The sequence below is a fragment of the Brevibacillus sp. WF146 genome (assembly GCF_001673705.2).
Taxonomy (GTDB): Bacteria; Bacillota; Bacilli; order Brevibacillales; family Brevibacillaceae; genus Brevibacillus; species Brevibacillus thermoruber.
In genome coordinates this window covers 682093-705086 of record NZ_CP109943.1, presented here as the reverse complement: position 1 = coordinate 705086, position 22994 = coordinate 682093, and the positions used below count along the sequence as shown (strand labels likewise).

The following is a 22994-nucleotide window of genomic DNA, read 5'->3' as shown; positions in this document are numbered from 1 at the left end:
TTTCATAAGATAGAAATGATGCCGCTGAACCGTGTTATATATATTATTATAGAAGCGTTACATTCAGCTACATACCCTGGTCTAGATTGAAAGGAGGCAAGACCTTGGAGTTCCTCTTGCGATTCGTACTTATTGACGTACCCGAAGCCTTCTTGTTGCTGGCCATAGGTTTTGCCGTCTTCAATCGTTCCGTCTTCGAAGATTGGAAGAAAGCCTTGTTTTTCAGCATGCCGTTTTCCGCCGCCGGAGAAATTCTGGGCTTGTCGCAGGTCGCGTATCAACCGAAAATCTTGTTGATGTTTCTCTTTTACATACTTTTGCTGCGTGTTGTTTTCCGCACGAGACTGCTGCTGTCCGTAGCGATGGCGACGGCTGCCATGGGCAGCATGATCATGTCGGAATTTGTTCTCTTCATGATTTTTAACAGTCAACATATCTACTGGATCGACATCCTGGAAGGCAAGTGGCTGCAGTACGCCGCCAGTTTTCTCTATCTGCTCGTCCTGTTCCTGTTCACCAGTATCTTGCGCGTGCTGAAAGTGGACTTGGGACGGCTCATTCCCCGGAATCGGCACAACCGCTACCTGTTGATGCTGATTCTGATGGGCAGCGTCGAGTTTTTGCTGATCCTGTTTATGAATACGTCCTTTTTCATCCGGGACAACAACTCGCCGCTCTTCCAATTTTACACGCCCCAATTTCAATTGGTCTTTCAGCTTTTGATTCTGGCCTTGTTTATCGTCATTGTGATTCTGTTTCGAATCTATATCAATTTGACGATCAACCGTGTCGAAGAAGAGACGGAAACGCCTTATCTGCAAAACATCAACGACCTGCTGACGGCCATCCGTTCGCTCAAGCACGATTCACTCAACCATTACACGGCGATCAACGGTTTTATCAAAGAAGGATTGCACGATCACGCTCGCGAATACGTACAGCAAATCCTGAAGGAGACCGTCTCCATCGAACAGGCGGCGGAGGCGAGCGTGCAGGTGCTGGAAGGCATCAAAAATCCCGCAGTCTCTTCCCTGCTTCAGTCCAAAATGGCAATCTGTCTGGCCGAACGGATTTCGTGTACCATTACCATCTCCGGCTCCGGTCAGTTTTCATTTATCAAGACCTACGACTTGATCAAGGTGCTGGGCAACCTGTTTGACAATGCCATTCGGGCCACCTCCCACGAGTTGGAGGAGGATCGTTACATACGCTTTGAGTGGGGGCAAACCAACAAGGAACAATACCTGTACATCGAGAACAGCGGTCCGACAATCCCGAAAGAAAAACTGCAGGAAATCTTTCAACTGGGCTATACCACGAAAAAGGACGGTGAGGGCGGAGTCGGTCTGGCGGTGGTCAAATCGGTGACCGAACGCTACGGCGGCAAGATTGCGGTGAAGTCCGAGAATGGCGTGACCAGTTTCCGCATTTCTTTTCTCTCCAAATAAAAGGAGGGGTTCTGATGGGCTGGACCCGGAAAGTATCCAATCGCATCGCCAAACGCCTGACCATGGAAGGTTCGCCTTATACGGCAGGCCAGATCTCCCACGGCATCGAGATTTTTCTGCTCAATCTGATCAACGCCGCCGTGCTGCTGCTCGCAGCCTGGCTGCTCGGGATCTTCCCGGAAACCCTGTGTTTTGCCTTTATCCTTTTCCTGCATCGCGTGATCACCGGGGGCGTCCACTTGAAAAATCCGTGGACATGCCTGATCGCCGGCCTCCTGATTATGCTGGGGGGCGGCTATCTGGTCAAACACGTTCCGCTGCTGCCGCCAGCAGCGGCCTATGCGCTGATCCTGCTCTCGTTTGGCACGGCGTTTGTCATCTATTATCGACACGCGCCCGCTGCGCACAGCTACGTCAACTATCAGCCAAGCGTCCGGCAAACAAGCAGAAAAATTGCGTTCAGTCTGCTGGGATGCGCTTGCTTTCTATCGCTGGTCCTGGTAGAATTCTCCTATAGACTAGCGATAACCTACACACTGGCTGTTTTTCTTCAATCCTTGCTGCTCCATCCGGTCGCATTCCGGCTGGTAGCCCGCCTGGAAAAAACCTTTTCGAAAGGGTGGTAGTGATGAAGAAACTGGTAAAGCTGTCGTGTGGTTTTTTTGCTTCCCTGTCAGCACTGAATCTCGCTGGCATTCTGAAAGTTGGCGTCTTTTACGAACCGCTTCCGCCGGAACAGCGCGATGAACTAGCATAGATCATACAGAACAGAACAGGTCCACTCCCTAAACGAGTGGACCTGTTCTTTTTCACCAGCGTTATCTTGTTCGCAGGGAGGGGAAGCATCGTCCGGATCGGCTGCCGGTTGTTCACCGCACCCCGCGCAGTTCCAACTCCCACCGCTCAAAAAATTGGACCATGAAGCGGTGCCGCTCTTCGGCGATCCGCCGGGCGGCCGGTGTCATCAACCTGTCCTTCAATCGGCTCAGCTTCCACTCGAACTCCTTGGCCGGCGTGTGCTGGTCCGGGTCGTCGGAATGGATCGGCTGACCGATCACCCCGGAGTAGGCAAACGCCCGGGCCACGCCGATGGCGCCGATGGAATCCAGTTTGTCGGCGTCAAACAAAATCTGCTCTTCCCGCGTCACCGGCGGCCTTTCCTTGCGATAGCGGTGAGCAAGAATCGCGCTCTGGACGCGGGCGATCAGCCCCTCGTCCATTCCTTCGTCGCGCAGCAGCACAGCCGCTTCACGCGCGCTGATTTCCGCGTGGCATTCTCCGGTCCGCCTCTCCTCGGCGCGGCCGATGTCGTGCAGCAGCGCGGCGAGACGAAGGACGGTCATGTCCGCTCCTTCCTCCCGCCCGATTCGCTCGCACAGGGCGATCACCCGCAGATTGTGCTGCCAGTCGTGGGCCGGGTCCTGTCCGTCAAAATAGCGCCGCGCCGTTTCCACCAGCCGCGGCGGCAGCGAAGCCAGCGCCTCTGCCGCGTACTCCATGCTCTCCTCGCCCCTTTGGTCCATTCGATCCGGTTCCGCCCGGACCGCATCGCTCCTCATATTGGGAAACTATTTGGAAACCAACTGCTCCAGCTTGGCCAGCGTCCGGGCGCGGTCCCGCTCCAGAATCGGCTTGAGGAACTGACCCGTGTACGAACCCGGCACTTCCGCCACTTCTTCCGGTGTACCCGTGGCGACGATCTGGCCGCCGCGCGTGCCGCCCTCCGGCCCCAGGTCGATGATGTAGTCCACCGTCTTGATCACGTCCAGGTTGTGTTCGATCACGAGCACGGTATCGCCGTTCTCCACCAGCCGCTGCAGCACTTTCAGCAGCCGGTCGATGTCGTCCGTATGCAGCCCGGTCGTCGGTTCGTCGAGAATGTACAGCGTCCGTCCGGAACTGCGGCGGTAGAGTTCCGACGCCAGCTTGACGCGCTGCGCTTCCCCGCCGGAGAGCGTCGTCGCCGGCTGTCCCAGCTTCATGTAGCCAAGCCCCACGTCCACCAGGGTTTGCAGCTTCCGCTCAATCCGCGGCAGGTTGCGGAAAAACTCCAGCGCGTCCTCGATCGTCATCTCCAGCACGTCGGCGATGCTCTTGCCCTTGTACTTCACTTCCAGCGTCTCGCGGTTGTACCGCTTGCCGTGGCACAACTCGCACGGCACGTACACGTCGGGCAGGAAGTGCATCTCAATCTTGATGATCCCGTCGCCGCTGCACGCTTCACAGCGGCCGCCCTTGACGTTGAAGCTGAACCGTCCCTTTTTGTAGCCGCGCACCTTGGCCTCGTTGGTGGAGGCGAACAGGTCGCGGATGTCGTCAAACACCCCGGTGTAGGTGGCCGGGTTGGAGCGCGGCGTGCGGCCGATCGGCGACTGGTCGATGTCAATCACCTTGTCCAGGTGTTCCAGACCGGTGATGCGCCGGTGTTCGCCCGGCTTCGCCTTGGCCCCGTTGAGCTCGCGCGCCAGCGCCTTGTGCAGGATTTCGTTGATCAGCGTGCTTTTCCCCGAACCGGAGACGCCCGTCACGGCGACGAACAGTCCCAGCGGAATCTTCGCGGTGACGTTTTTCAGGTTGTTTTCCCTGGCCCCTTCCACCGTCAGCCACTTGCCGTTGGGCTTGCGCCGCTCCAGCGGCACCGGGATGAACTTGCGGCCGCTCAGGTAGGCACCGGTCAGCGAGTTGGGGTCGTTCATCACTTCCTCCGGCGTGCCGGCAGCGACCACCCGGCCGCCGTGAATCCCCGCCCCGGGGCCGATGTCGATAATGTAATCGCAGGCGAGCATTGTGTCTTCGTCGTGCTCCACCACGATCAGGGTGTTGCCCAGCTTGGTCATGTGCTCCAGCGTCCGGATCAGGCGGGCGTTGTCCCGCTGGTGCAGGCCGATGCTCGGCTCGTCCAGGATGTAGAGCACGCCCATCAGGCTGGAGCCGATCTGGGTCGCCAGGCGGATGCGCTGCGCCTCCCCGCCGGAAAGCGTCCCCGCCGCCCGGCTGAGCGTCAGGTAATCCAGTCCCACGTCGATCAAAAAGTTGAGGCGGGACTTGATCTCCTTGACGATCAGGTTGGCGATCTTGGCCTCTTTCTCGCTCAGTTCCAGGTTCTCGATGAATTGGTACGCCTCCGTAATCGACAGATCGGTCAGCTCGGAAATGCTCTTGCCGCCGACCCGCACCGCCAGGCTCTCCGGCCGCAGCCGGTGCCCTTTGCAGACGGGGCAGGGCTTCTGGCTCATGTAGCCCTCGATCTGCTCGCGGATGTAGTCGGAGCTGGTCTCCAGGTGGCGGCGCTGCAGGTTGGGGATGACCCCTTCAAAGGCGACGGACGCTTCCCGCACCTGGCCAAACTCGTTTTCGTAGCGGAACTGGATTTTTTCCCCCTGGCTGCCGTACATCAGGATCTGCCGATGCTCGTCGGGCAGTTCCTCGTACGGAATGTCCATGCGGATGCCGAAGTGGCGGCAGGCCGATTCCAGAAGCTGCTGATAATAGGTGGACGACTTCGGCTCCCACGCTTCAATGGCGCCGTCGGCCAGCGTCTTGGTCACATCCGGCACGACCAGGTCCGGGTCCACTTCCAGCTTGACGCCCAGCCCGTCACACTCCGGGCAGGCGCCGTACGGGCTGTTGAACGAAAAGATGCGCGGCTCCAGCTCGCCGATGGAAAAACCGCACACGGGGCAGGCGTGCTTTTCGCTGAACAGGAGTTCTTCCTGTTCCATCACGTCGACGATCACCTTGCCGTCGGCCAGGCGCAGCGCCGTCTCCAGCGAGTCGGCCAGCCGGGCCTGCACGTCCGGCTTGACCACGATCCGGTCGACGACGACCTCGATGCTGTGCTTCTTGTTTTTCTCCAGCTTGATCTCTTCGGACAGGTCGCGAATCTCCCCGTCCACCCGGACGCGGACGAATCCCTGCTTGCGGATGTCCTCCAGGAGCTTGACGTGCTCCCCTTTCCGCCCCTGCACCATCGGGGCCAGAATCTGCAGGCGGGTGCGTTCCGGGTACTCCATCACCCGGTCCACCATCTGCTCGATCGTCTGCGACTTGATCTCGATCCCGTGCTCCGGACAAATCGCCCGCCCCACGCGGGCGTACAGCAGCCGCAGATAGTCGTAGATTTCCGTCACGGTGCCCACCGTGGAACGCGGGTTGCGGCTGGTCGTCTTCTGGTCGATGGAGATGGCCGGAGACAGCCCTTCGATCGAGTCCACGTCCGGTTTGTCCATCTGTCCGAGGAACTGGCGGGCGTACGCGGAGAGGGATTCCACGTAGCGCCGCTGTCCTTCGGCGTAAATCGTGTCAAACGCGAGCGACGACTTCCCGGAACCGGAGAGTCCCGTCAGCACGACGAACTTGTCCCGGGGGATGACCACGTCGATGTTTTTCAGGTTGTGGGCGCGAGCGCCTTTTACCACGATGTGTTCCAATGGCATGAACATACCTCTTTTCTTAGAGCTCCGCCTTCAGCTCCAGTATCAAGTCGCGCAGTTCGGCCGCGCGTTCAAACATCAGGTTGCGCGCCGCTTCCTTCATTTCTTCTTCCATCCGTTCAATCACGGCCAGGCGGTCTTTCTTCGACATCTTCTTGAAGTCGGCGTGCGGCAGGTATTCGGCTTTCTCTTCCGCCACCCGCGTCGCCTCGATCACTTCGCGGACGGCTTTCTTCACGGTCTGCGGCGTAATGCCGTGCTTTTCATTGTACGCGATCTGGATGGAACGGCGCCGCTCCGTCTCCCGGATGGCCGCTGCCATGGAGTCGGTGATCCGGTCGGCGTACATGATGACGCGTCCCTCGGCGTTGCGGGCCGCCCGGCCGATCGTCTGGATCAGCGAGCGCTCGTTGCGGAGGAACCCTTCCTTGTCCGCGTCGAGAATCGCCACCAGCGACACTTCGGGCAGGTCCAGCCCCTCCCGCAGGAGGTTGATCCCGATCAGCACGTCAAATTCCCCCAGCCGCAGGGAGCGCAGGATCTGCATCCGCTCGATCGTCTTGATGTCGGAGTGCAGGTAGCGCACCTTGATCCCGATTTCCTTCAGATAGTCGGTCAGGTCCTCGGCCATCTTTTTCGTCAGCGTCGTGACCAGCACGCGCTCATCCTTGGCGATCGTGGCCCGAATCTCGCCGATCAGGTCGTCGATCTGCCCCTTGATCGGCCGCACGGAAATGGTCGGGTCGACCAGGCCGGTGGGGCGAATCACCTGCTGCACCACGACCGGGCAGTGCTCCAGCTCGTACGGCCCCGGCGTGGCGGAGATGTAGATCGCCTGATTCACCTTGGACTCAAACTCTTCGAAGGTGAGCGGCCGGTTGTCCCGCGCCGACGGCAGACGGAAGCCGTGCTCGACCAGGACATCCTTGCGCGCCCGGTCCCCGTTGTACATCCCGCGAATCTGCGGCAACGTCATGTGCGACTCGTCGATGATGACGAGGAAGTCTTTCGGAAAATAGTCGAGCAGCGTGTACGGCGGGTGCCCCGGCGGCAGCCCCGTCAGGTGGCGGGAGTAGTTTTCGATGCCGGAGCAGAAGCCCATCTCCATCATCATTTCCATGTCGTAGCGGGTGCGCTGCTCCAGGCGCTGCGCCTCCAGCAGCTTGCCCGCGGCGCGCAGTTCGGCCAGCCGCTCTTCCAGTTCCGCTTCAATGCTCTGGATGGCCCGCTTCATTTTCTCCTCGCGGGTCACGTAGTGGGATGCCGGGAAGATGGCGACATGGTCGCGCTGGCCGATAATCTCTCCGGTCACCACGTCAATCGCCGTGATCCGTTCGATCTCGTCTCCGAAAAACTCCACGCGGATCGCCTGTTCGCCGTGGGACGCGGGAAAGATCTCCACGACGTCCCCGCGAACGCGGAAGGTCCCGCGGGTGAAGTTGATGTCGTTGCGGTCGTACTGGATGTCCACCAGCCGGTGCAGCACCTCGTCCCGGCTTTTCTCCATCCCGACGCGCAGCGACAGCACAAGCTCCCGGTACTCTTCCGGGGAACCCAACCCGTAAATGCACGAGACGGACGCGACGATGATCACGTCCCGCCGCTCGAACAAGGCGCTGGTGGCCGAGTGGCGCAGCTTGTCGATCTCGTCGTTGATGCTGGAGTCTTTTTCGATATAGGTATCCGATTGGGGAATGTACGCTTCCGGTTGGTAGTAGTCGTAGTAGCTGACGAAGTATTCGACGGCGTTTTTGGGGAAAAACTCCTTGAACTCGGCGCACAACTGCGCAGCCAAGGTCTTGTTGTGGGCGATCACCAGCGTCGGCTTGTTCACCTGGGCGATCACCTGCGCCGCCGTAAAGGTTTTTCCCGTACCGGTCGCCCCCAGCAGCGTCTGGTGCCGCTTGCCCGCCTTCACGCCCTCCACCAGTTCGGCAATGGCGGTCGGCTGGTCACCGGACGGCTGATACTCCGATACCAATTCAAAACGGTCCATTCCCTCGTTCATCTCCTTGTCACATGTCATTTTCCATTATAGCACAATCGTTCAAAAAATAAGCCGGAATTCGAACAAATGTTTGTCTTCACCCGCCGCCCGCTTCTGCCGATACTGATAGTGAGTCTCTACGTATGTGTGAACGACACACCCGACATGTCAGGGAGGATCGCCATGGCAGACACAGGAAGCGTTACCAACAATCCTTACATACAGCCCAGTTGGAGCTACAAGGGCAAAAAAGAGTTTACCACCGAGATGGACCAGAACGCCTTTATGAAACTGCTGCTGGAGCAGTTGAAAAACCAGGACCCGCTCTCTCCGATGGACAACTCGCAGTTTATCCAGCAGACCAGCATCATGACCATGGTGGAAAAAATCACGAAAATGGCCAACCTGATGGAGCAATCCAACAGCAGCATGCTCACCCTGCGCGAGTATGAGGGCCTGATCGGGAAGACGGCCACCTACGATTTGCAGAAGGTGGACGAGCTGACCGGCGAAGTGACACACGAGAAAAAGACGGGCGTCATCGAATCGGTCTCCATGGATAACGGCAAAATCTACTTCCGGATCGCGGGCGAGCAGACACCGATCCCGCGCGAATGGGTGAGCGGCCTGGAGTCCAAGGGCATGACCGGGACCGAACTGGACAACAGCCTGAAGTACGCGGAAATGATCGGCAAGCAGATCTCCTACAAGGAGACGCAGCAGGTGGACAAGGACGGCAATCCGGATACGACGGACGACATCACCACCGTTGACGAGATCAAGAACGGCGTGATTGTCGGCTTTACGATGAAGGATGGCAAAGTGGAATTCCAGTTGGACAACGGCAAGACCATCAAGCTGGAAGACGTGACCGGCATGTCGGTGAAGCCGGACAACCTGCCGATGAACAACACACTCCAGTACGCCCAGATGATCGGCTACACGATCACCTACACCGAGACGGCCACCAACCCGGACGGCACCACGTCCACCACCGAAAGCACCGGCGTGATCAAGGCGGTCAGCATGAAGAACGGCATGGTGGAGTTTGTCCTGGAAGACGACAAAAAGGTGAAGCTGAGCCAGATTGTCGGGTTCGAAGCAACTGCGCAATAACCCTAGCGCGAGCCCTCACACAAGACAAAAAAACAGCCGTACCGGCCGAACAGGCAGGTGCGGCTGTTTGGCTTTCGCGGGCGCGTTTCATTCACGGACGACGACGGTTCCGGTATGTCCATCCACATAAACGGTCAGGTCCACCTTCACTTCCACGCCGCAAAAGCAGTGGGAACGCGACTGCCGGAACGAGAGATCGTAGGCAAGCTGCCAGGTCTGCCCATCCGTGTGCGGCCGATCGCCGCGGACGTACACCAGCTCCAGCGGGTACGCGGCAAGCAGGGCCTGAACCGCCTGCTGTTCGGAGACGGCCGCGGCGGGCGAGGGATAACGGATGGCGGCCCAGTCAGGCAGGGCGAACGACACCTCCTGGATCGAACCGTCCAGCGGATTGACGGAAATAGTGTACGCACCTTCTTCCTCCCGCTCGTCCTCCCAAAAGACGGGAATGCCGTTGACGACCGGATCGGCGGTGATCCAGGTCCGGTTTTCTCCTCCCGTATCCTGCACGCGCAGCTTGTGGGTACCGGCCGGCAGCAGGCGCTCCAACAGGGCAGTGGCGGCCGCCCAATCCCGTTTTTTGTCCGTTGGGCGCCCCCCGTGCAGCCCATCGTCCAGCACGACGCGGATGAGCCGGCCTGACGCGGCGTCCGTTTCCAGCAGGACGTGGGTGCGCAGCGCCGGGCTCACGTCGCGGGGAAACTGGCCCAGGGCATACGCTTTGTCCCGGTCGCCCACGCCTTCGTCAAAAAACCCCCAGATAAAAAAGCGGTGCTGCTCGCCGCTGTCCCGCGCGTCCGTATAGACGGTCACCGGTAGCTTTTGCACATCCGCCCCCAGTGCCCGCCTGACCAGTTCCTGCGCTTCCGCTTCTGTCCGCGCTGTCCATGCTTCTCCTGTTCCCGTCACGGTCAGCGTGCGAACCTCCGCTTGTTGACGGGATGCCGCCAGCCGGCTCCCCTTCACGGCATCCAGCGCGCTGCCGGAGTGCGGGCCGCGCACCACGCCGTCCCTGATCGCGTAGACCAGCCGGGCCTCGACCGGTGTGCGGCCGTCGTATGGGCTCGGCAGCAGATAGACGGGCTCCAGCGGATGACTCTGGACGTAGCGCTGCTTGGCTGTCGCGGGGGACATGATCCGCTGCGCGGAAGGAAACGACGCCGGGCTCCATTTTTGATAAAGGGCGCCGTCAAAGGTGCGAAACCCGACAATCCGGCCGGACTGGTCGACCGTGACGAAGCAATCATAGCCGTCGTCGAGCGAGATGTTGCGGATGGTGCGGACGAAGCGGACCGTCCTTAGTTCGCCCTGGCGCGTCACGGCGCGGGGGTGGTACGACAAGCCGTGCGGATGCAGGCGGGACAAAAACGCCGATGCCTTTGCGATCACCTGCTGATCCCCAAGCACGGGGCCCGTATTGGGCTGCTCCGGCGTAATCTCCATGCTCAGCAGATCGCCCGTCTGCGGATCAAAGACGGCTTTGTCCCTGCTCTCCTCCGCACCGGCCCGGGTGAAGCCAAACGTGACCGCCTCGCCGCTGATGCCGGGACCGTCGACGGGTCCGGAGTAGACGACGAAGCGGCTGGCCAGCTCCGGAACGAGCCGGACCAGGTGCTGGACGCCTTTGGAGACCGGCGCGGGGACGGGAACGGGCGCCTTCTGCCCCTGTGCAGATTCTGCATGCGGCTGCGATCCGGGGTTGGCCGCCGCCACCGGCGAGACAAGCAGGCTTGCCGCCGTAAGCGCCCCTGTCCAGAACACCGCCGCAGACTTTCGATATGCTCCCATCGCGTTCATCCTCTCCCTTTTTCCATTCACACCCATTTGACGCGGAAACCGGATCATTCGTTGCGGTCTGTCAAGCCTGCCCGGCAATAAAAAAACCGCCCGAAACCCGGACGGCCGCTCGCATGCGGCAGGGTACGGGTTCAGGCGGCAGCTTACGCACCGATATTCAATTTTTCCAACTTTTTCTTGATCAGCTCCACCACGCCGGCCCGCTGCATGTCCACGTACACCCGGGTAGAGGCGTCCGGAACGACGATGATGCCGAGCTGATGGTGGTTGCCTGCGTAGACGGCGCACTGCACAAATTTGATCTCGCCGTCGCGGGTGAGCACCTCCATCTTGCAGAAGGCCGGGTTCACCTGCAGGGCCGGGTACAGGTCCTCTTTGCTGCGGACGCTTACCCCGTTTACCTTGACGATGACCTCGCCCGGCCGGATGCCGATCTCTTCCGCCGGCGTTCCCGGGATGACCGCCATCACCTTGACGCCCCGGGACGAGGGGACAAAATACGGCGCCCGCTGCCGTTCCTGCCATTGGCTCAACAGGAACAGCCCTTCATGCCCCAGGAGGGCGAACAGCGCGGCCAGCAGCGTCAACGGAGCCCACAGGACGGCGAGCGCAGCCAGGCCAAGCAGACCCACCGCGTACAGCGCCAACTGCCTGGCGATTTGACCCGCCTTCTGTTCCGGCGTCTGCGTCTGCGTCCAGTCGGAGTAACCGGTCACTGTCGGCAGCAGCAGGAGGCCGTACGAAGCGGTCCCGGGCGAAAAGAACGGCCAGCCCGGATAAAGCGCCCCGCTCAGACTGCCCGGCTCCACCTGCACAAACAGGGCCAGCGGCGTCAGCCAAAACGAATGCAGCAGATACGCGCCCACGATCCGCCCCCGCTTTCCTTCGACAAACACGGGCGAGGCGTCCCGTCCTCCGTTCCAGCGGACGAGCATGGCTTCGATCAGATGCATCACGGCGACCAGCGCCAGGAGCGGCAGCGGTTTTGCCTGTCCGATCGCGTTCCACACCGGGCCGATGACAGGGATGTCCACCGCTCCCGGGGCCACCTGCGCGATCGCGTGGAGCAGCGTCAGCAAGCCCGCCGCGTAGGCAAAACACAGAAAGCGCAGCCGAATCAGCGCGAGCAGCAGCGCCAGCCCCCACAGCAGCCAAAGGTCCTGCACCTGGACCACGACACCCAGCGCTCCGGCCATCAGGGAGACCAGCAGCCCTCCCGCCGCCCCCATGCCCAGCGAGCGCATCGTCTGGAGAAACGGCGTCTGGATCCGCACGGCAAACAACTGCCGTTCCAGGTTCATCTGCCTGCGGTAGTGCAGGTAGATGACGAACAGAAACAGGTAGAAAAACGGGTGGAGAAAAAACTGTCCAAACCCGTATGCAATCGAAAGGAGATCGCCTTGTAACGCCAATTGCCTCACCTCTCCTGCAAAAAAGGAAAACCACGGCGTTTCTCTGCCGTGGTTACCATTTCTACGGCTGGCGAGGGATTCCCTGCCTGGCCGCGCTGGTTTATTTTGCTTTCGCGTCGCGGCTGACGACGTCCAGCGCCTTTTGAAGCTGGAGGTCGTTGTCCGGCTTCCGGATTTCTTCCCGCAGGCTGTCCTCCAGAGCCGTCCGCGTCGCCGCATCCACCTTGCCGGTGACCGGCAGTTTGTGCGACGCCTGGAACCGCTTGACCGCCTGCTCCGTCTTTTCGTCGAAATAGCCGTCGTTTCGGCCCGGCGACAGTTTCAGGCCGCTGAGAATCAACTGCAGGTTTTTCACGTCGCTGCCGGCCATGTCGCGGGCCAGCACCTTGTCCGTCGGCAGTTGGGTCGCGTTGAAGTAGTCGGGCTGGGCGACCTTCACGTCCGGTTCGATGCCCTTTTCGTGAATCCAGTTGCCTTTGGGCGTCAGCCACTTGGCGATGGTCAGCTTGAGCTGGCTCTTGTCCGCCATCTCCATCGTGCTTTGCACCGTCCCTTTGCCAAACGACTTCTCCCCGACCAGTTTATAGCCGCCGCTCTCGCGCATCGCGCTGGCGAGGATTTCGGAAGCGCTGGCGCTGCCTGCGTTGATCAGAACGGCGATCGGATACGGTTTGGCTGCTTCGGCCTTGGAGAAGTACTCTTCCTTCTCCTTGCTGTTCGATCCGTATTCGATTTGGACGATCTTGCCCCGATTCGGGATGAGCACTTCGCCGATCTCTTTGACGGCCAAAAGATACCCGCCGGGGTTGCCGCGCACGTCGATGACCAGGCCGCCGATCCCCTTTTTCTCCAGGTCGGCCAGTTGTTCCTTGAAGTGGTTCGCCGTATCGCTGGAGAATTGGGTCAAGCTGATCACGCCAATGCTGACCCCGTTCTTCTCAATGATCTGGCTGGTGACCGTCTCAATCGGGATGTCGTCCCGAATGCAGACGATGGTCAGCGGCTCCGGCACGCCCGGCCGCACGATCTTGAGCACCGCTTTGGTGCCTTTGGGGCCGCGGATTTTGGTGACCGCCTGATGCAGGTCCAGCCCTTCCAGCGACTCGCCGTTGACGCTGATGATCTGGTCGTTTGGCTTGAGCCCCGCCTTTTCCGCCGGGGAATTCTTGAACGGGGAGACGACGGTAACGCGCCCGTTCTGCATCGTCACTTCCGTCCCGATTCCCTGGAAGGTGGAGTGGAGCGTCGAGTTGAACTCTTCCGCCGTCGCGGGGTCCATGTAGTCGCTGTACGGATCTTTCAGCGAACCGACCATGCCGCTGATCGCCCCTTCGACCAGTTGGTCGGTCGACACGTTTTCAATGTACTCCTGCTTGATGGCCGAAAAGGCCTCCAGCAGCTTTTTAAACTCTTTCGGATACTCCTGTTGGCTTCCGCTGAAAAGCGAGCTTGCCGAAGCGGTTATCGTCCCGCTGCTGCTCTCGCCAGCCGAGTTTTTCATCAGGCCCATGGTGAGAAAACTGCTGGCGACCATGGAGACAAGCACAAGCGCAAGCACGGAACGTCCATTCCATTTCATCGTCACGACACCATCCTTTGTGCTCCCGGTAGAAAAGGTATGCAGCTAGTGTATGCAACTCCGCGTGGCAATATTTGCCGGATCCCGTTACCGCATGCAGGGAGCAGGGTCGACAGCCGCATCGTTCACGTACATGCCAAAACGAAGATGATTGCCCGTTGTCCGTTTTCCTCGGACTGCTGACCGATTCACCCTGTTCATATCAGCCAGTGTGGCCGCTTCTTGGTTGGTTGATGCAAGAAACAGCAAACTTTTCCTCTTCTTTTTCGAGCCCGCGAAGCCTGTTCTCCTGCTTGTTCCGTTCCGCTTGCTCATCCCGTTGACGCTGTCTGCGGCCGCCTTCCGCCTGCAGGCGCCGGTGGAAACTGCGGTCCGATGGCACTCCTCCCTCATTGTACCACACGCGCGGGGTACGGCAGAAAGCTGCCGGAATGTTCCAACCGCCATCCGTGTGGTGAGGGGAAAGCGGATGAGCGTCATGCGGCACACAACCGCGAACAGCGGCAGCCGATTGAACAATCGGGAAGCCCGGAAAGTTTCCGCGATCCCTTCTTTCCGTGCTTCCCGTTTCTACCGGATGAACGTGTATGGCTATCTGAGATACGGCATCGGGTCGACGGCGACGTCATTGCGGTAGACGGTAAAGTGCAGGTGGTTGCCGGTGGAGCGTCCCGTGGAGCCGACTTTGGCAATCACCTGACCGGTTTCGACTCGTTGTCCCACCGACACCAGGATGCCACCTTCCATGATGTGGCCGTAGAGCGTGGTCAGCTCGTCGTTGTGCTTGATCATCACCGTGTTGCCGAATCCGCGGGCATAACCGGCAAACATTACGATGCCGGGTGCTGCCGCCTTGATTGGTGTCCCCTTGGGCGCGGCCATATCCACACCGTTGTGTCCCGCCGAGCGGCCGGTGAACGGATCGCGGCGCACGCCGAAACCGGACGAGAAGCGAAACAGTCCGTCATCGATCGGCAGCGCCAGGCGTCCGCCCTTGTAGCCGCTGCCGCTGGCGGTCATGGCGCGCAGCCGTTCCGCCAATTTGGCCTCTTCCTGCTTCATCAGGGCGAGCAGGCTTTGTTCCTCTTCTTCCAGAATTTCGTGGAGCTCGCTTTCTTTCTTTTTCAGCTCAGCCTTGACCACGACGCTCCGCTTGTACTGCTTGTCCAATTCGGCTTTGAGCCTCTCCGCCTCTTCGTACATGTCGGCGTAGACGGCCAGTTGATGGTCGATCTCTTTCTTTTTCTTTTCGATGGTTTCCTTGTCGCGGATGTTGTCTTCCAGAATGCGGGTGTCCTGCTCGGCAATCAGCTTGAGCCCCTGCATCCGGGTGAGGAAATCGCCGAAGTCGGAGGCGCCGAGCAGCACGTCCAGATACGAGACGTTGCCGCGTTCGTACATCGATTTGACACGCGTCTTGAGCAGGGCTTCACGCTTGGCCACGCGCTCCTTCGCCTCATCCAGCTGATCCTGCGCCTCGGCCGCCTTCACCTTGGTCTCTTCCATCTGCTTTTCCAGCTTGTCCAGCTTTTTTTGCGTCTCGTTGCGCTTCAAGTCGATGTGCATCAGCTCGTTCTCCAGGTCGGCCTGCTTACGCTGAAGCGACGAAATCTGCCCTTCGATCGCTTTTACCTGGTTCTGCTGTTCCTTTTTCTTTTTCTTGATCTCATTCAATTCCCGGTTGATCTTGTCTAGGGATGCCTTACTCGCTGCCAGGCCCACGGTCGCCGGTACGGCTGCCGCACCCAATAGGCCCGTCACCAAGAGTGATAGCAGAATCTTCTTCTTCCTCATGGTACTCCTCCCTAGTGAAAATTGTGTGGTCTCTTTTGTTGCGCATGTCCTAGATGCGCAGGAAGCGGCGGACAGACACCAGGCTGCCCCAAATACCGATAAACGCGCCGATGGCGGCCAGAATAAGCGCCACCTGGTAGGCGAGCGGGAACAGCGGCAGCAGTTTGAAGAGTTGGACAGCCGGCATGCTGCTGTAGACGGCGTCCAGCAAATAGTAGTAGCTGACGGTGAGCAGCACGATCGGAATCAGCGCGCCCAGCAACCCCATCAGCAGACCTTCGACAAAAAACGGCCAGCGGATAAACCAGTTGGTCGCGCCCACCAGCTTCATGATCTCAATCTCCCGTCGGCGGGCGACGATGGTCAGCTTGATCGTGTTGGCAATCAGAAACATCGCGGTAAAGCCCAGCCCGACGATAAAGGCGATGCCCACGTTGCGGATCGTACTGGTGGCGGCAAACAGCTTTTCGACCGTGCCTTGGCCGTAGTTGACGCTTTCGACAAACTCCAGCTTTTGGATCTGCCCGGCCACGTCGGCGGTGTCCTGCGGCAGCTTGGTCTTGACCACAAACGAGTCGGGGAGCGGGTTTTCCTTTTCCAGCCCCTCAAACAGGTACGCCTTCTCGCCCATGCTCTCCTTTAGCTGCTTGAGCCCCTCGGCTTTGGGAATAAACGCAACCGATTCCACTTTGGGAATCGCGCGAATGTTTTGTTCCACCTGCTTGACGTTCTCCGGAGTGGCCAGCGTATCCAAAAAGACGCGAATCTCCACCTGCTTTTCCACCGTTTGGGCCAGGTAGTTGACGTTCATCGCCAGAATGAGAAAGACGCCGAGAATCAGCAGGGTAATGGTCACGGCACTGATCGAAGCGAACGTCATCCAGCCGTTCCGGCCGAGGTTTTTGACCCCTTCGCGGACGTGGCGTCCCAGCGTTCTAATCTTCATAACCGTATTCCCCTCTCTGCTCGTCACGGACAATCTGCCCCGCTTCAATGGCGATTACCCGTTTTCTCATCGTGTTGACAATTTCGCGGTTATGCGTAGCCATTACCACCGTGGTGCCCCGCTGGTTGATCTCTTCAAACAGCTTCATGATCTCCCAGGAGGTGTCCGGGTCCAGGTTGCCTGTCGGCTCGTCGGCGATGATGATCCCCGGATTGTTGACCAGTGCCCGCGCCAGGGCGACGCGCTGCTGTTCGCCGCCGGACAGTTCGCTCGGCAGCATTTTGGCCTTGTGCTTCAGCTTGACCAGGCCCAGCACGTCCATCACCCGCGGCCTGATCTGCTTGGGCGGCGTCTCGATCACTTCCATGGCAAACGCCACGTTTTCGTACACGCTGAGCGTCGGCAGCAGCTTGAAATCCTGAAACACCACGCCGATGCTGCGGCGCACCATGGGAATCTGCCGCTCCTTGATCCGGCTGACATTAAAGCCGCCCAGGAAAATCTGGCCTTTGGTCGGCTTTTCTTCCCTGTACATCAATTTGATAAACGTGGACTTTCCTGCACCGCTCGGTCCCACCACGTAGACGAATTCGCCCTTTTCGATGCGAACATTGATCCCTTTCAACGCGTTGGTCCCGTTGGGGTAGGTCTTCCACACGTCAAACATCTCGATCAAGCCAATCACATCCTACCTTGTCAGTTCCTTGATATGTAGTACAAAAACGGTCCGCATCCATCCATGTATCTGTTGTTTGATCGTTTCTCTATCCGACAAAGCTCGCACATATCCGTCGTCCGCTGACGCATGGTGCTGAAACGCAGCGGTGACAGCTATCTCTCCTATTATACCACCCGTTTTCGATGTTGGTATCCACAAAATCTCTCATTTCCTGTCGATTTCCACAATCTTTCGCACCAATCCGACAGATTCGGTCCATGCTCGTCCCCAACTGGCCCCACTCCCGATGATGGGCTACAATAAAAGGGAATCCGCTCGGAAAGGAGACTTTTTCCATGGACAATTTCGTTTATCATAACCCCACCGAATTGATCTTTGGACGCGGGCAGTTGGAAAAGCTCAAAGAAAAGGCCGCCCAGCTCGGCTCCACCGTCCTGCTCGTCTACGGCGGCGGCAGCATCAAGCGAATCGGCCTGTACGACAAGGTCGTCTCCCTGCTGCAGGAGGCGGGCTGCACCATCCACGAACTGCCCGGCGTGGAGCCCAACCCGCGGCTTTCCACGGTGAAGAAAGGCATTGAGCTGTGCCGCCGCGAACGCGTGGACTGGATTCTCGCGGTGGGCGGCGGCAGCGTGATCGACGCCTCCAAAGCGATCGCGGTTGGCGTGCCGTACGAGGGAGACGTCTGGGACTTCTACACCCGCAAGGCCCAACCACAGACGGCGCTGCCGCTCGGCACCGTGCTGACGCTGGCGGCGACCGGCTCGGAGATGAACCGGGGCAGCGTCATCACCAACTGGGAAACAAAGGAAAAATTGGGCGCCGGCACAACCTTCCCCACCTTTTCCATCCTCGATCCGGAGAATACCTTCAGCGTCCCCCGCGACCAAACCGTTTACGGGATCTGCGACATGATGTCGCACGTGTTTGAACAGTATTTCACCCATACGCCGGAGATTCCGCTGCAGACCCGCTTTGCCGAGTCGATTTTGAAAACCGTGATCGAATACGCGGAACGGGTGCTGGCCAATCCAGAAGACTACGACGCCCGGGCCACCATTCTCTACTGCGGTACGATGGCCCTGAACGGCACCCTGCCGGTCGGCGTGGAAACGGACTGGGCCACCCACTCCATCGAACACGCGGTGAGCGCCGTCTACGACATCCCGCACGGCGGCGGCCTGGCGATCATTTTCCCGAAATGGATGCGCTACGTCTACCGTGAAAACGTGGAACGCTTCAAGCGCTTCGCCGTGGAAGTGTGGGGCGTCGACCCGTCCGGCAAGACGGACGACGAAGTGGCGCTGGAGGGCATCGCCGCCACGGAAGCGTTTTTTGCCCGCATCGGAGCCCCGACCCGCCTGGCCGACTACCAGATCGGCGACGAACATCTGGAGCTGATGGCGGAAAAAGCGACGCCGTTCGGCCCGATCGGCCGCTTCAAAAAGCTGACCAGCGAAGACGTGGCCGCCATCTTGCGGATGTGCCTGTAACGTCGGAACAAACGAGAAAACGGATAGGAGCCCCGTCAAGGCTTCTATCCGTTTTCTTCTTTGTATATCGCTGCTGGCCGGCAGGACCGTTTTCCGCCGGAGACCGGCGTCCCGACTCGTCCCGGCGGACCAGGATTTCGTCAACTGCACGGGGATGTCCTCCCTATCCCGCGCGATCAGCGCTCACACCGGCGAACCGACGTCAATCAGCGATTCAATCATCACTTTTTGACTGTTTTTCTCCACCCACGCATGCGTCTCGGCCAGCAGGCTGCGATACGCGGCGATCTGCGCCTCCACCTGGCTGCGGGCGGTGCCGCCCAGCACGTTGCGCGCATTGACGACCGTTTCCACGGCCAGCGCCTCGTACACGTCGTCCCCGATCGCCTCGGAGAACCGCTTGAACTCATCCAGGGTCAGGTCGAGCAGGTATTTTTGGTGCTCGATGCAGTAGAGCACCGTTCGGCCCACCACTTCGTGCGCCTGACGGAACGGCATGCCTTTGCGGACCAGGTAGTCGGCCAGATCAGTGGCGTTGGAAAAGTCCTGCGTTACCGCCTGGCGCATCCGGTCGGCTTTGACCTGCATCGTCCGGATCATCGGCGTCAGCAGGGCAAGCGCCCCGTGCAGCGTCGCCACCGTGTCGAACATGCCTTCCTTGTCTTCCTGCATGTCTTTGTTGTAGGCCAGCGGCAGCCCTTTCAGCACCGTCAAGAGGCCGATCAGGTTGCCGTAGACGCGTCCGGTTTTGCCGCGCACCAGCTCGGCCACGTCGGGGTTTTTCTTCTGCGGCATGATGCTGGAGCCGGTGCAAAACGCGTCATCCAGTTCCACAAACGAAAACTCCTGGCTGCTCCAGATGACCAGTTCCTCGCAGAGGCGGGAGAGATGGGCCATCAGGAGGGAAGCGTCCGCCAGAAACTCGACGATGAAGTCCCGGTCGCTGACAGCGTCCATGCTGTTCAGGTAGATGCCGTCAAACTGCAGCATCTCGGCCACGAACGCCCGGTCGATCGGGAACGTCGTGCCGGCCAGGGCGCCCGCGCCGAGCGGCAGGACGTTGACCCGTTTCCAGCAGTCGCGCATCCGCTCGATGTCGCGCTGCAGCATCGACACGTACGCCATCAGATGGTAGCCGAACAGGACCGGCTGGGCCCGCTGCAGATGGGTGTAGCCGGGCATGACCGTGTCGAGATGGCGGTTGGCCTGTTCCAGCAGCGCCTCCTGCAGGTACGTGGCGAGCTGTATGATCTCCATCAGCTTCTCCCGCAGATAGAGGTGCATGTCAAGCGCCACCTGATCGTTGCGGCTGCGCCCCGTGTGCAGTTTGCCCCCCACCGGGCCGATTTCCTCAATCAGCAGCTTTTCGATGTTCATGTGCACATCCTCGTGCTCCACGAGAAACTGCACCTGTCCCCGCTCGATCTTTTCCTTTACCTTTTTCAGACCGGCGATGATCTGTCTGACTTCCTCCATCGGCAGGATGCCGCACTTGCCCAGCATCGCCACGTGTGCCAGGCTGCCGACGATGTCTTGCCGCCACATCTGCTGGTCGAAGGTAATGGAAGCGGTATATTCTTCCACGAGCTGGTTCGTCGGCTTTGTGAAGCGTCCTCCCCACAGTTTCATTGCACGATCGCATCCTTTTCGTCCAAAATCTTGATCGCCGTTTTCGCGTTTTCGTGGAGCACGCCTTCGTTCACCTGGGCGTACACCTTGGTCGGCAGGCCCCACAGCTTGATGAAGCCGAGCGCCGCCTTGTGGTCAAACAGGTCGCCCGCCGCGTAGGTGGCCAGCTCGTGGCTGTAAAGCGACGACGCCGATTTGCGTCCGACGACGATGGCGTGCCCTTTGTGCAGCTTGACGCGAACGACGCCGGTGACGTACTGCTGTGTTTCCTCGATGAACGCCTGCAGCGCGTTGCGGATCGGCGAATACCAAAGACCTTCGTAGATCACCTGGGCCATCTTTTGCTCGATGATCGGTTTGAACTGAGCCACTTCGCGCGGCTGGGTCAGGAACTCCAGCTCGCGGTGCGCCAGAATCAGCGTGGTGGCCGCCGGCGTCTCGTACACTTCGCGGGACTTGATGCCGACGAGGCGGTTTTCCACGTGGTCGATTCGGCCGACGCCGTGGTTGCCGGCGATTTTGTTCAGCTTGAGAATCAGCTCGGCCAGCGGCAGCTCTTCCCCGTTCAGCGCGGTCGGCACGCCTTTGACAAACGTGATCTCAATCTCTTCCGGCTGGTCCGGAGCATCCGCGATCGATTTGGTCAGGTCGTACGCGCCCTCCGGCGGAGCCGCCCAGGGATCTTCCAGGATGCCGCACTCGCAGCTTCTGCCCCAGAGGTTTTGGTCGATGCTGTACGGATTGTCCAGATCGATCGGAATCGGAATGTTGTGCTTTTTCGCGTACTCGATCTCTTCGTCGCGGGACCATCCCCATTCGCGAACGGGCGCGACGATTTTCAGATTGGGATTCAACGCCGTAAACGACACGTCGAAGCGCACCTGGTCGTTCCCTTTCCCCGTGCAGCCGTGGGCGACCGCCACCGCCCCCTCTTTTTCCGCGATCTCCACCAGCACGCGGGAGATCAGGTAACGCGACAGCGCTGACACCAGCGGATACTTCCCTTCGTACATGGCGTTCGCTTTCAGCGCCGGCAGCACGTACTCCTGGGCGAACGCATCCTTTGCATCCACCACGATCGATTTCAGCGCCCCCACCTGCAGCGCCTTTTTCTGCACAAACTCCAGGTCCTTGCCCTCGCCCACGTCCAGCGCGACCGCGATCACGTCGTAGTTGTACGTCTCCTGCAGCCACTTGATTGCTACCGATGTATCTAAACCGCCCGAATAGGCCAATACGATTTTCTCTCTTGCCATCGTTCCCTCTCCCTGTTCGAAGATTTGTTCATGAGTAATTATACAAACGAATTTATAAAAATACAACCACTTTTCTATTCTGCTCCACTTTCTTCCATGATACAAATAAAGATAGAGAACGAATCGATGAGGAGGCGGCCGCGATGAGGCTATCTCGCCTGCACCCGGTGTTTTACCATGTGCGCGTATTCCAAAAACGGCTTTGCCGATCGATATCCGACAGGATCAGCGGCGTGCGGTTCGCAGCGGAACAGCAGGCGTCTTCCCTGCCTTTCACCTGCAACAGACACCAATCGCTGCTGCGGCGAAAGCTGGGAAGCACCGATCCCCGGCTGCAGGAAAACAAAGTGGTCAATCTGGGCATTGCCGTGCCGTCCATCGACGGCCTCTTGATCAAACCGGGCGAGACGTTTTCCTTTTGGCAGCGGGTGGGGAAGACGACGGCGGCCAAAGGATATGTGGAAGGGCTGCTGCTGTCGCAAGGGGAAGTGAGGACAGGCGTGGGCGGAGGGCTGTGCCAGTTGGCCAACTTGCTCTTCTGGATGGCGCTGCACACGCCGCTGCAGGTGACGGAGCGGCATCATCACCAGTTCGATCCGTTTCCCGACGACCACCGCGTCCTCCCGTTCGGCAGCGGTGCCAGCGTGTTTTACAACTATGTCGACCTGCGCCTGTTCAATCCGACCCGGCAGACTTTTCAGATCCGGGTCTGGCTGACGGACAACCACCTCAAAGGAGCCGTATTCACCGACCGGGAATGGCCCTGTGCGTACCATGTCGAAGAGCGCAACCACGCGTTTCTGCGGCAGGGAGGAAAACATTATCGGCTAAACGAAATATGGCGACTCGTCATTGACAAGCGAACAGGGAACCGCACCGGAGAGGAACTGGTGATCCGCAACTTTTCGGAAGTGAAATACGACCTGGCCGACATCACGCCCAACATGCAAAAAGCCGGACAACCCTGATGGTTGTCCGGCGCTTCCTTACTTGCGGGCGTAAGGCACCTCGGGAACGTATTCCTTTCCTTTGTGCGTGCCGATCCACTTCAGTTCGGCCAGGGCCAGCCGTTCAAAATTTTCCGCCACGTGAATGTCTCCCTGCGCCCTCCATCCGACGAAAATCGGGTACATCCGGCGGAAAAAGCCGTTGACAAACCACATGTCAAACAGCAGGTCGGGATGGACGAGGCCGTTTTTATGCAGCACCCCTACCATCTCGAAGAAGCCGTACAGCGCGACAAAGTGGTTATAGCCTTCGCTGCCGCGCGGATACAGGCGCAAAAACGCGTCGTAATCCAGCTCCTCTTCCGCCAGCGAGGTGGCGAACCACTGTCTCGCGGCCCGCAGCCGTTCCGATTCGAACTGATCGTACAATTTCAGAATAATGTCCGCATCCTGATACGTGGGAATCATGTGCTATCAC

Annotated in this window: 18 protein-coding genes; 6 read left to right on the top strand and 12 right to left on the bottom strand. The window is 59.4% G+C overall.

Annotated features, from left to right (window positions below; genetic code table 11):
- Positions 1 to 104 precede the first annotated feature (104 nt).
- The 3 genes from A6764_RS03450 to A6764_RS03440 are packed head-to-tail and all read left to right on the top strand — an operon-like array spanning position 105 to position 2205.
- The gene (locus A6764_RS03450; RefSeq protein ID WP_029100250.1) at positions 105 to 1448 is read left to right on the top strand and encodes a sensor histidine kinase; all 1344 of its coding nucleotides are present in this window, start codon (positions 105 to 107) and stop codon (positions 1446 to 1448) included.
- A gap of 14 nt (positions 1449 to 1462) precedes the next feature.
- Entirely contained in the window at positions 1463 to 2074 is a 612-nt protein-coding gene (locus A6764_RS03445; RefSeq protein WP_065067350.1) for an accessory gene regulator ArgB-like protein, read from the top strand.
- Between the two features lie 2 nt (positions 2075 to 2076).
- A complete protein-coding gene (locus A6764_RS03440; protein ID WP_255309705.1) occupies positions 2077 to 2205 on the top strand; it encodes a hypothetical protein in 129 nt (42 codons plus the stop codon).
- 112 nt (positions 2206 to 2317) lie between these two features.
- On the opposite strand, the gene A6764_RS03435 is transcribed toward A6764_RS03440, so the two are convergent.
- The 3 genes from A6764_RS03435 to uvrB are packed head-to-tail and all read right to left on the bottom strand — an operon-like array spanning position 2318 to position 7877.
- On the bottom strand, positions 2318 to 2971 hold the full coding sequence (locus A6764_RS03435; RefSeq protein WP_413541967.1) for an HD domain-containing protein: 654 nt from the start codon (positions 2969 to 2971) through the stop codon (positions 2318 to 2320).
- A gap of 45 nt (positions 2972 to 3016) precedes the next feature.
- Positions 3017 to 5884, bottom strand: coding sequence for an excinuclease ABC subunit UvrA (gene uvrA / locus A6764_RS03430; protein WP_065067352.1), 2868 nt, complete (start codon positions 5882 to 5884; stop codon positions 3017 to 3019).
- Between the two features lie 16 nt (positions 5885 to 5900).
- Positions 5901 to 7877, bottom strand: coding sequence for an excinuclease ABC subunit UvrB (uvrB, locus tag A6764_RS03425; protein WP_044898835.1), 1977 nt, complete (start codon positions 7875 to 7877; stop codon positions 5901 to 5903).
- 174 nt (positions 7878 to 8051) lie between these two features.
- Between uvrB and A6764_RS03420 the strand changes: the two genes are divergently transcribed.
- Positions 8052 to 8984 carry a flagellar hook assembly protein FlgD gene (locus A6764_RS03420; RefSeq protein WP_065067353.1) on the top strand — a complete coding sequence of 311 codons (933 nt, stop codon included), beginning with the start codon at positions 8052 to 8054 and terminating at the stop codon, positions 8982 to 8984.
- Positions 8985 to 9071: 87 nt separating this feature from the next.
- Here the strand turns inward: A6764_RS03420 and A6764_RS03415 are convergent, their stop codons facing one another.
- The 6 genes from A6764_RS03415 to ftsE all read right to left on the bottom strand — a co-directional run bounded on the left by A6764_RS03415 (position 9072) and on the right by ftsE (position 17188).
- The gene (locus A6764_RS03415) at positions 9072 to 10772 is read right to left on the bottom strand and encodes a YcdB/YcdC domain-containing protein (protein ID WP_083989833.1); all 1701 of its coding nucleotides are present in this window, start codon (positions 10770 to 10772) and stop codon (positions 9072 to 9074) included.
- Positions 10773 to 10924: 152 nt separating this feature from the next.
- Entirely contained in the window at positions 10925 to 12193 is a 1269-nt protein-coding gene (locus A6764_RS03410) for a PDZ domain-containing protein (RefSeq protein ID WP_065067355.1), read from the bottom strand.
- A gap of 100 nt (positions 12194 to 12293) precedes the next feature.
- Entirely contained in the window at positions 12294 to 13772 is a 1479-nt protein-coding gene (locus A6764_RS03405; protein ID WP_065067356.1) for a S41 family peptidase, read from the bottom strand.
- A gap of 591 nt (positions 13773 to 14363) precedes the next feature.
- On the bottom strand, positions 14364 to 15566 hold the full coding sequence (locus A6764_RS03400) for a murein hydrolase activator EnvC family protein (RefSeq protein ID WP_065067357.1): 1203 nt from the start codon (positions 15564 to 15566) through the stop codon (positions 14364 to 14366).
- Positions 15567 to 15615: 49 nt separating this feature from the next.
- Positions 15616 to 16512: a permease-like cell division protein FtsX gene (ftsX, locus tag A6764_RS03395; RefSeq protein ID WP_029100261.1), complete on the bottom strand. Its 897-nt coding sequence runs from the start codon at positions 16510 to 16512 to the stop codon at positions 15616 to 15618.
- The gene (gene ftsE / locus A6764_RS03390) at positions 16502 to 17188 is read right to left on the bottom strand and encodes a cell division ATP-binding protein FtsE (RefSeq protein WP_029100262.1); all 687 of its coding nucleotides are present in this window, start codon (positions 17186 to 17188) and stop codon (positions 16502 to 16504) included. Before ftsE ends, ftsX begins: the two co-directional genes overlap by 11 nt.
- 338 nt (positions 17189 to 17526) lie before the next feature.
- Here ftsE and A6764_RS03385 point away from each other — a divergent pair, with 338 nt between their 5' ends.
- Complete coding sequence (locus tag A6764_RS03385; RefSeq protein WP_035295820.1) at positions 17527 to 18684, top strand: iron-containing alcohol dehydrogenase; 1158 nt, start codon at positions 17527 to 17529, stop codon at positions 18682 to 18684.
- A 183-nt stretch (positions 18685 to 18867) separates the two neighbouring features.
- On the opposite strand, the gene argH is transcribed toward A6764_RS03385, so the two are convergent.
- Together argH and A6764_RS03375 are read right to left on the bottom strand one after the other, a co-directional pair.
- A complete protein-coding gene (gene argH, locus A6764_RS03380; protein ID WP_029100264.1) occupies positions 18868 to 20313 on the bottom strand; it encodes an argininosuccinate lyase in 1446 nt (481 codons plus the stop codon).
- On the bottom strand, positions 20310 to 21569 hold the full coding sequence (locus tag A6764_RS03375; RefSeq protein ID WP_065067359.1) for an argininosuccinate synthase: 1260 nt from the start codon (positions 21567 to 21569) through the stop codon (positions 20310 to 20312). Before A6764_RS03375 ends, argH begins: the two co-directional genes overlap by 4 nt.
- A gap of 143 nt (positions 21570 to 21712) precedes the next feature.
- Between A6764_RS03375 and A6764_RS03370 the strand changes: the two genes are divergently transcribed.
- Positions 21713 to 22537 (top strand): VanW family protein, encoded by an 825-nt coding sequence (locus tag A6764_RS03370; RefSeq protein ID WP_065067360.1) that lies wholly within the window; start codon positions 21713 to 21715, stop codon positions 22535 to 22537.
- A gap of 18 nt (positions 22538 to 22555) precedes the next feature.
- Here A6764_RS03370 and A6764_RS03365 read toward each other — a convergent pair whose 3' ends face one another.
- Positions 22556 to 22984, bottom strand: a complete 429-nt coding sequence (locus A6764_RS03365; RefSeq protein WP_029100266.1) for a DUF4760 domain-containing protein — start codon at positions 22982 to 22984, stop codon at positions 22556 to 22558.
- Between the last annotated feature and the right edge of the window lie 10 nt (positions 22985 to 22994).

Excerpts from the sequence above, each read along its gene's own strand:
- A6764_RS03445 (WP_065067350.1), top strand. The coding sequence starts at position 1,463 with ATGGGCTGGACCCGGAAAGTATCCAATCGCATCGCCAAACGCCTGACC.
- A6764_RS03440 (WP_255309705.1), top strand. The coding sequence starts at position 2,077 with ATGAAGAAACTGGTAAAGCTGTCGTGTGGTTTTTTTGCTTCCCTGTCA.
- A6764_RS03435 (WP_413541967.1), bottom strand. The coding sequence starts at position 2,971 with ATGGACCAAAGGGGCGAGGAGAGCATGGAGTACGCGGCAGAGGCGCTG.
- uvrA (WP_065067352.1), bottom strand. The coding sequence starts at position 5,884 with ATGCCATTGGAACACATCGTGGTAAAAGGCGCTCGCGCCCACAACCTG.
- uvrB (WP_044898835.1), bottom strand. The coding sequence starts at position 7,877 with ATGGACCGTTTTGAATTGGTATCGGAGTATCAGCCGTCCGGTGACCAG.
- A6764_RS03420 (WP_065067353.1), top strand. The coding sequence starts at position 8,052 with ATGGCAGACACAGGAAGCGTTACCAACAATCCTTACATACAGCCCAGT.
- A6764_RS03415 (WP_083989833.1), bottom strand. The coding sequence starts at position 10,772 with ATGGGAGCATATCGAAAGTCTGCGGCGGTGTTCTGGACAGGGGCGCTT.
- A6764_RS03405 (WP_065067356.1), bottom strand. The coding sequence starts at position 13,772 with ATGAAATGGAATGGACGTTCCGTGCTTGCGCTTGTGCTTGTCTCCATG.
- A6764_RS03400 (WP_065067357.1), bottom strand. The coding sequence starts at position 15,566 with ATGAGGAAGAAGAAGATTCTGCTATCACTCTTGGTGACGGGCCTATTG.
- ftsX (WP_029100261.1), bottom strand. The coding sequence starts at position 16,512 with ATGAAGATTAGAACGCTGGGACGCCACGTCCGCGAAGGGGTCAAAAAC.
- A6764_RS03385 (WP_035295820.1), top strand. The coding sequence starts at position 17,527 with ATGGACAATTTCGTTTATCATAACCCCACCGAATTGATCTTTGGACGC.
- argH (WP_029100264.1), bottom strand. The coding sequence starts at position 20,313 with ATGAAACTGTGGGGAGGACGCTTCACAAAGCCGACGAACCAGCTCGTG.
- A6764_RS03375 (WP_065067359.1), bottom strand. The coding sequence starts at position 21,569 with ATGGCAAGAGAGAAAATCGTATTGGCCTATTCGGGCGGTTTAGATACA.
- A6764_RS03370 (WP_065067360.1), top strand. The coding sequence starts at position 21,713 with ATGAGGCTATCTCGCCTGCACCCGGTGTTTTACCATGTGCGCGTATTC.
- A6764_RS03365 (WP_029100266.1), bottom strand. The coding sequence starts at position 22,984 with ATGATTCCCACGTATCAGGATGCGGACATTATTCTGAAATTGTACGAT.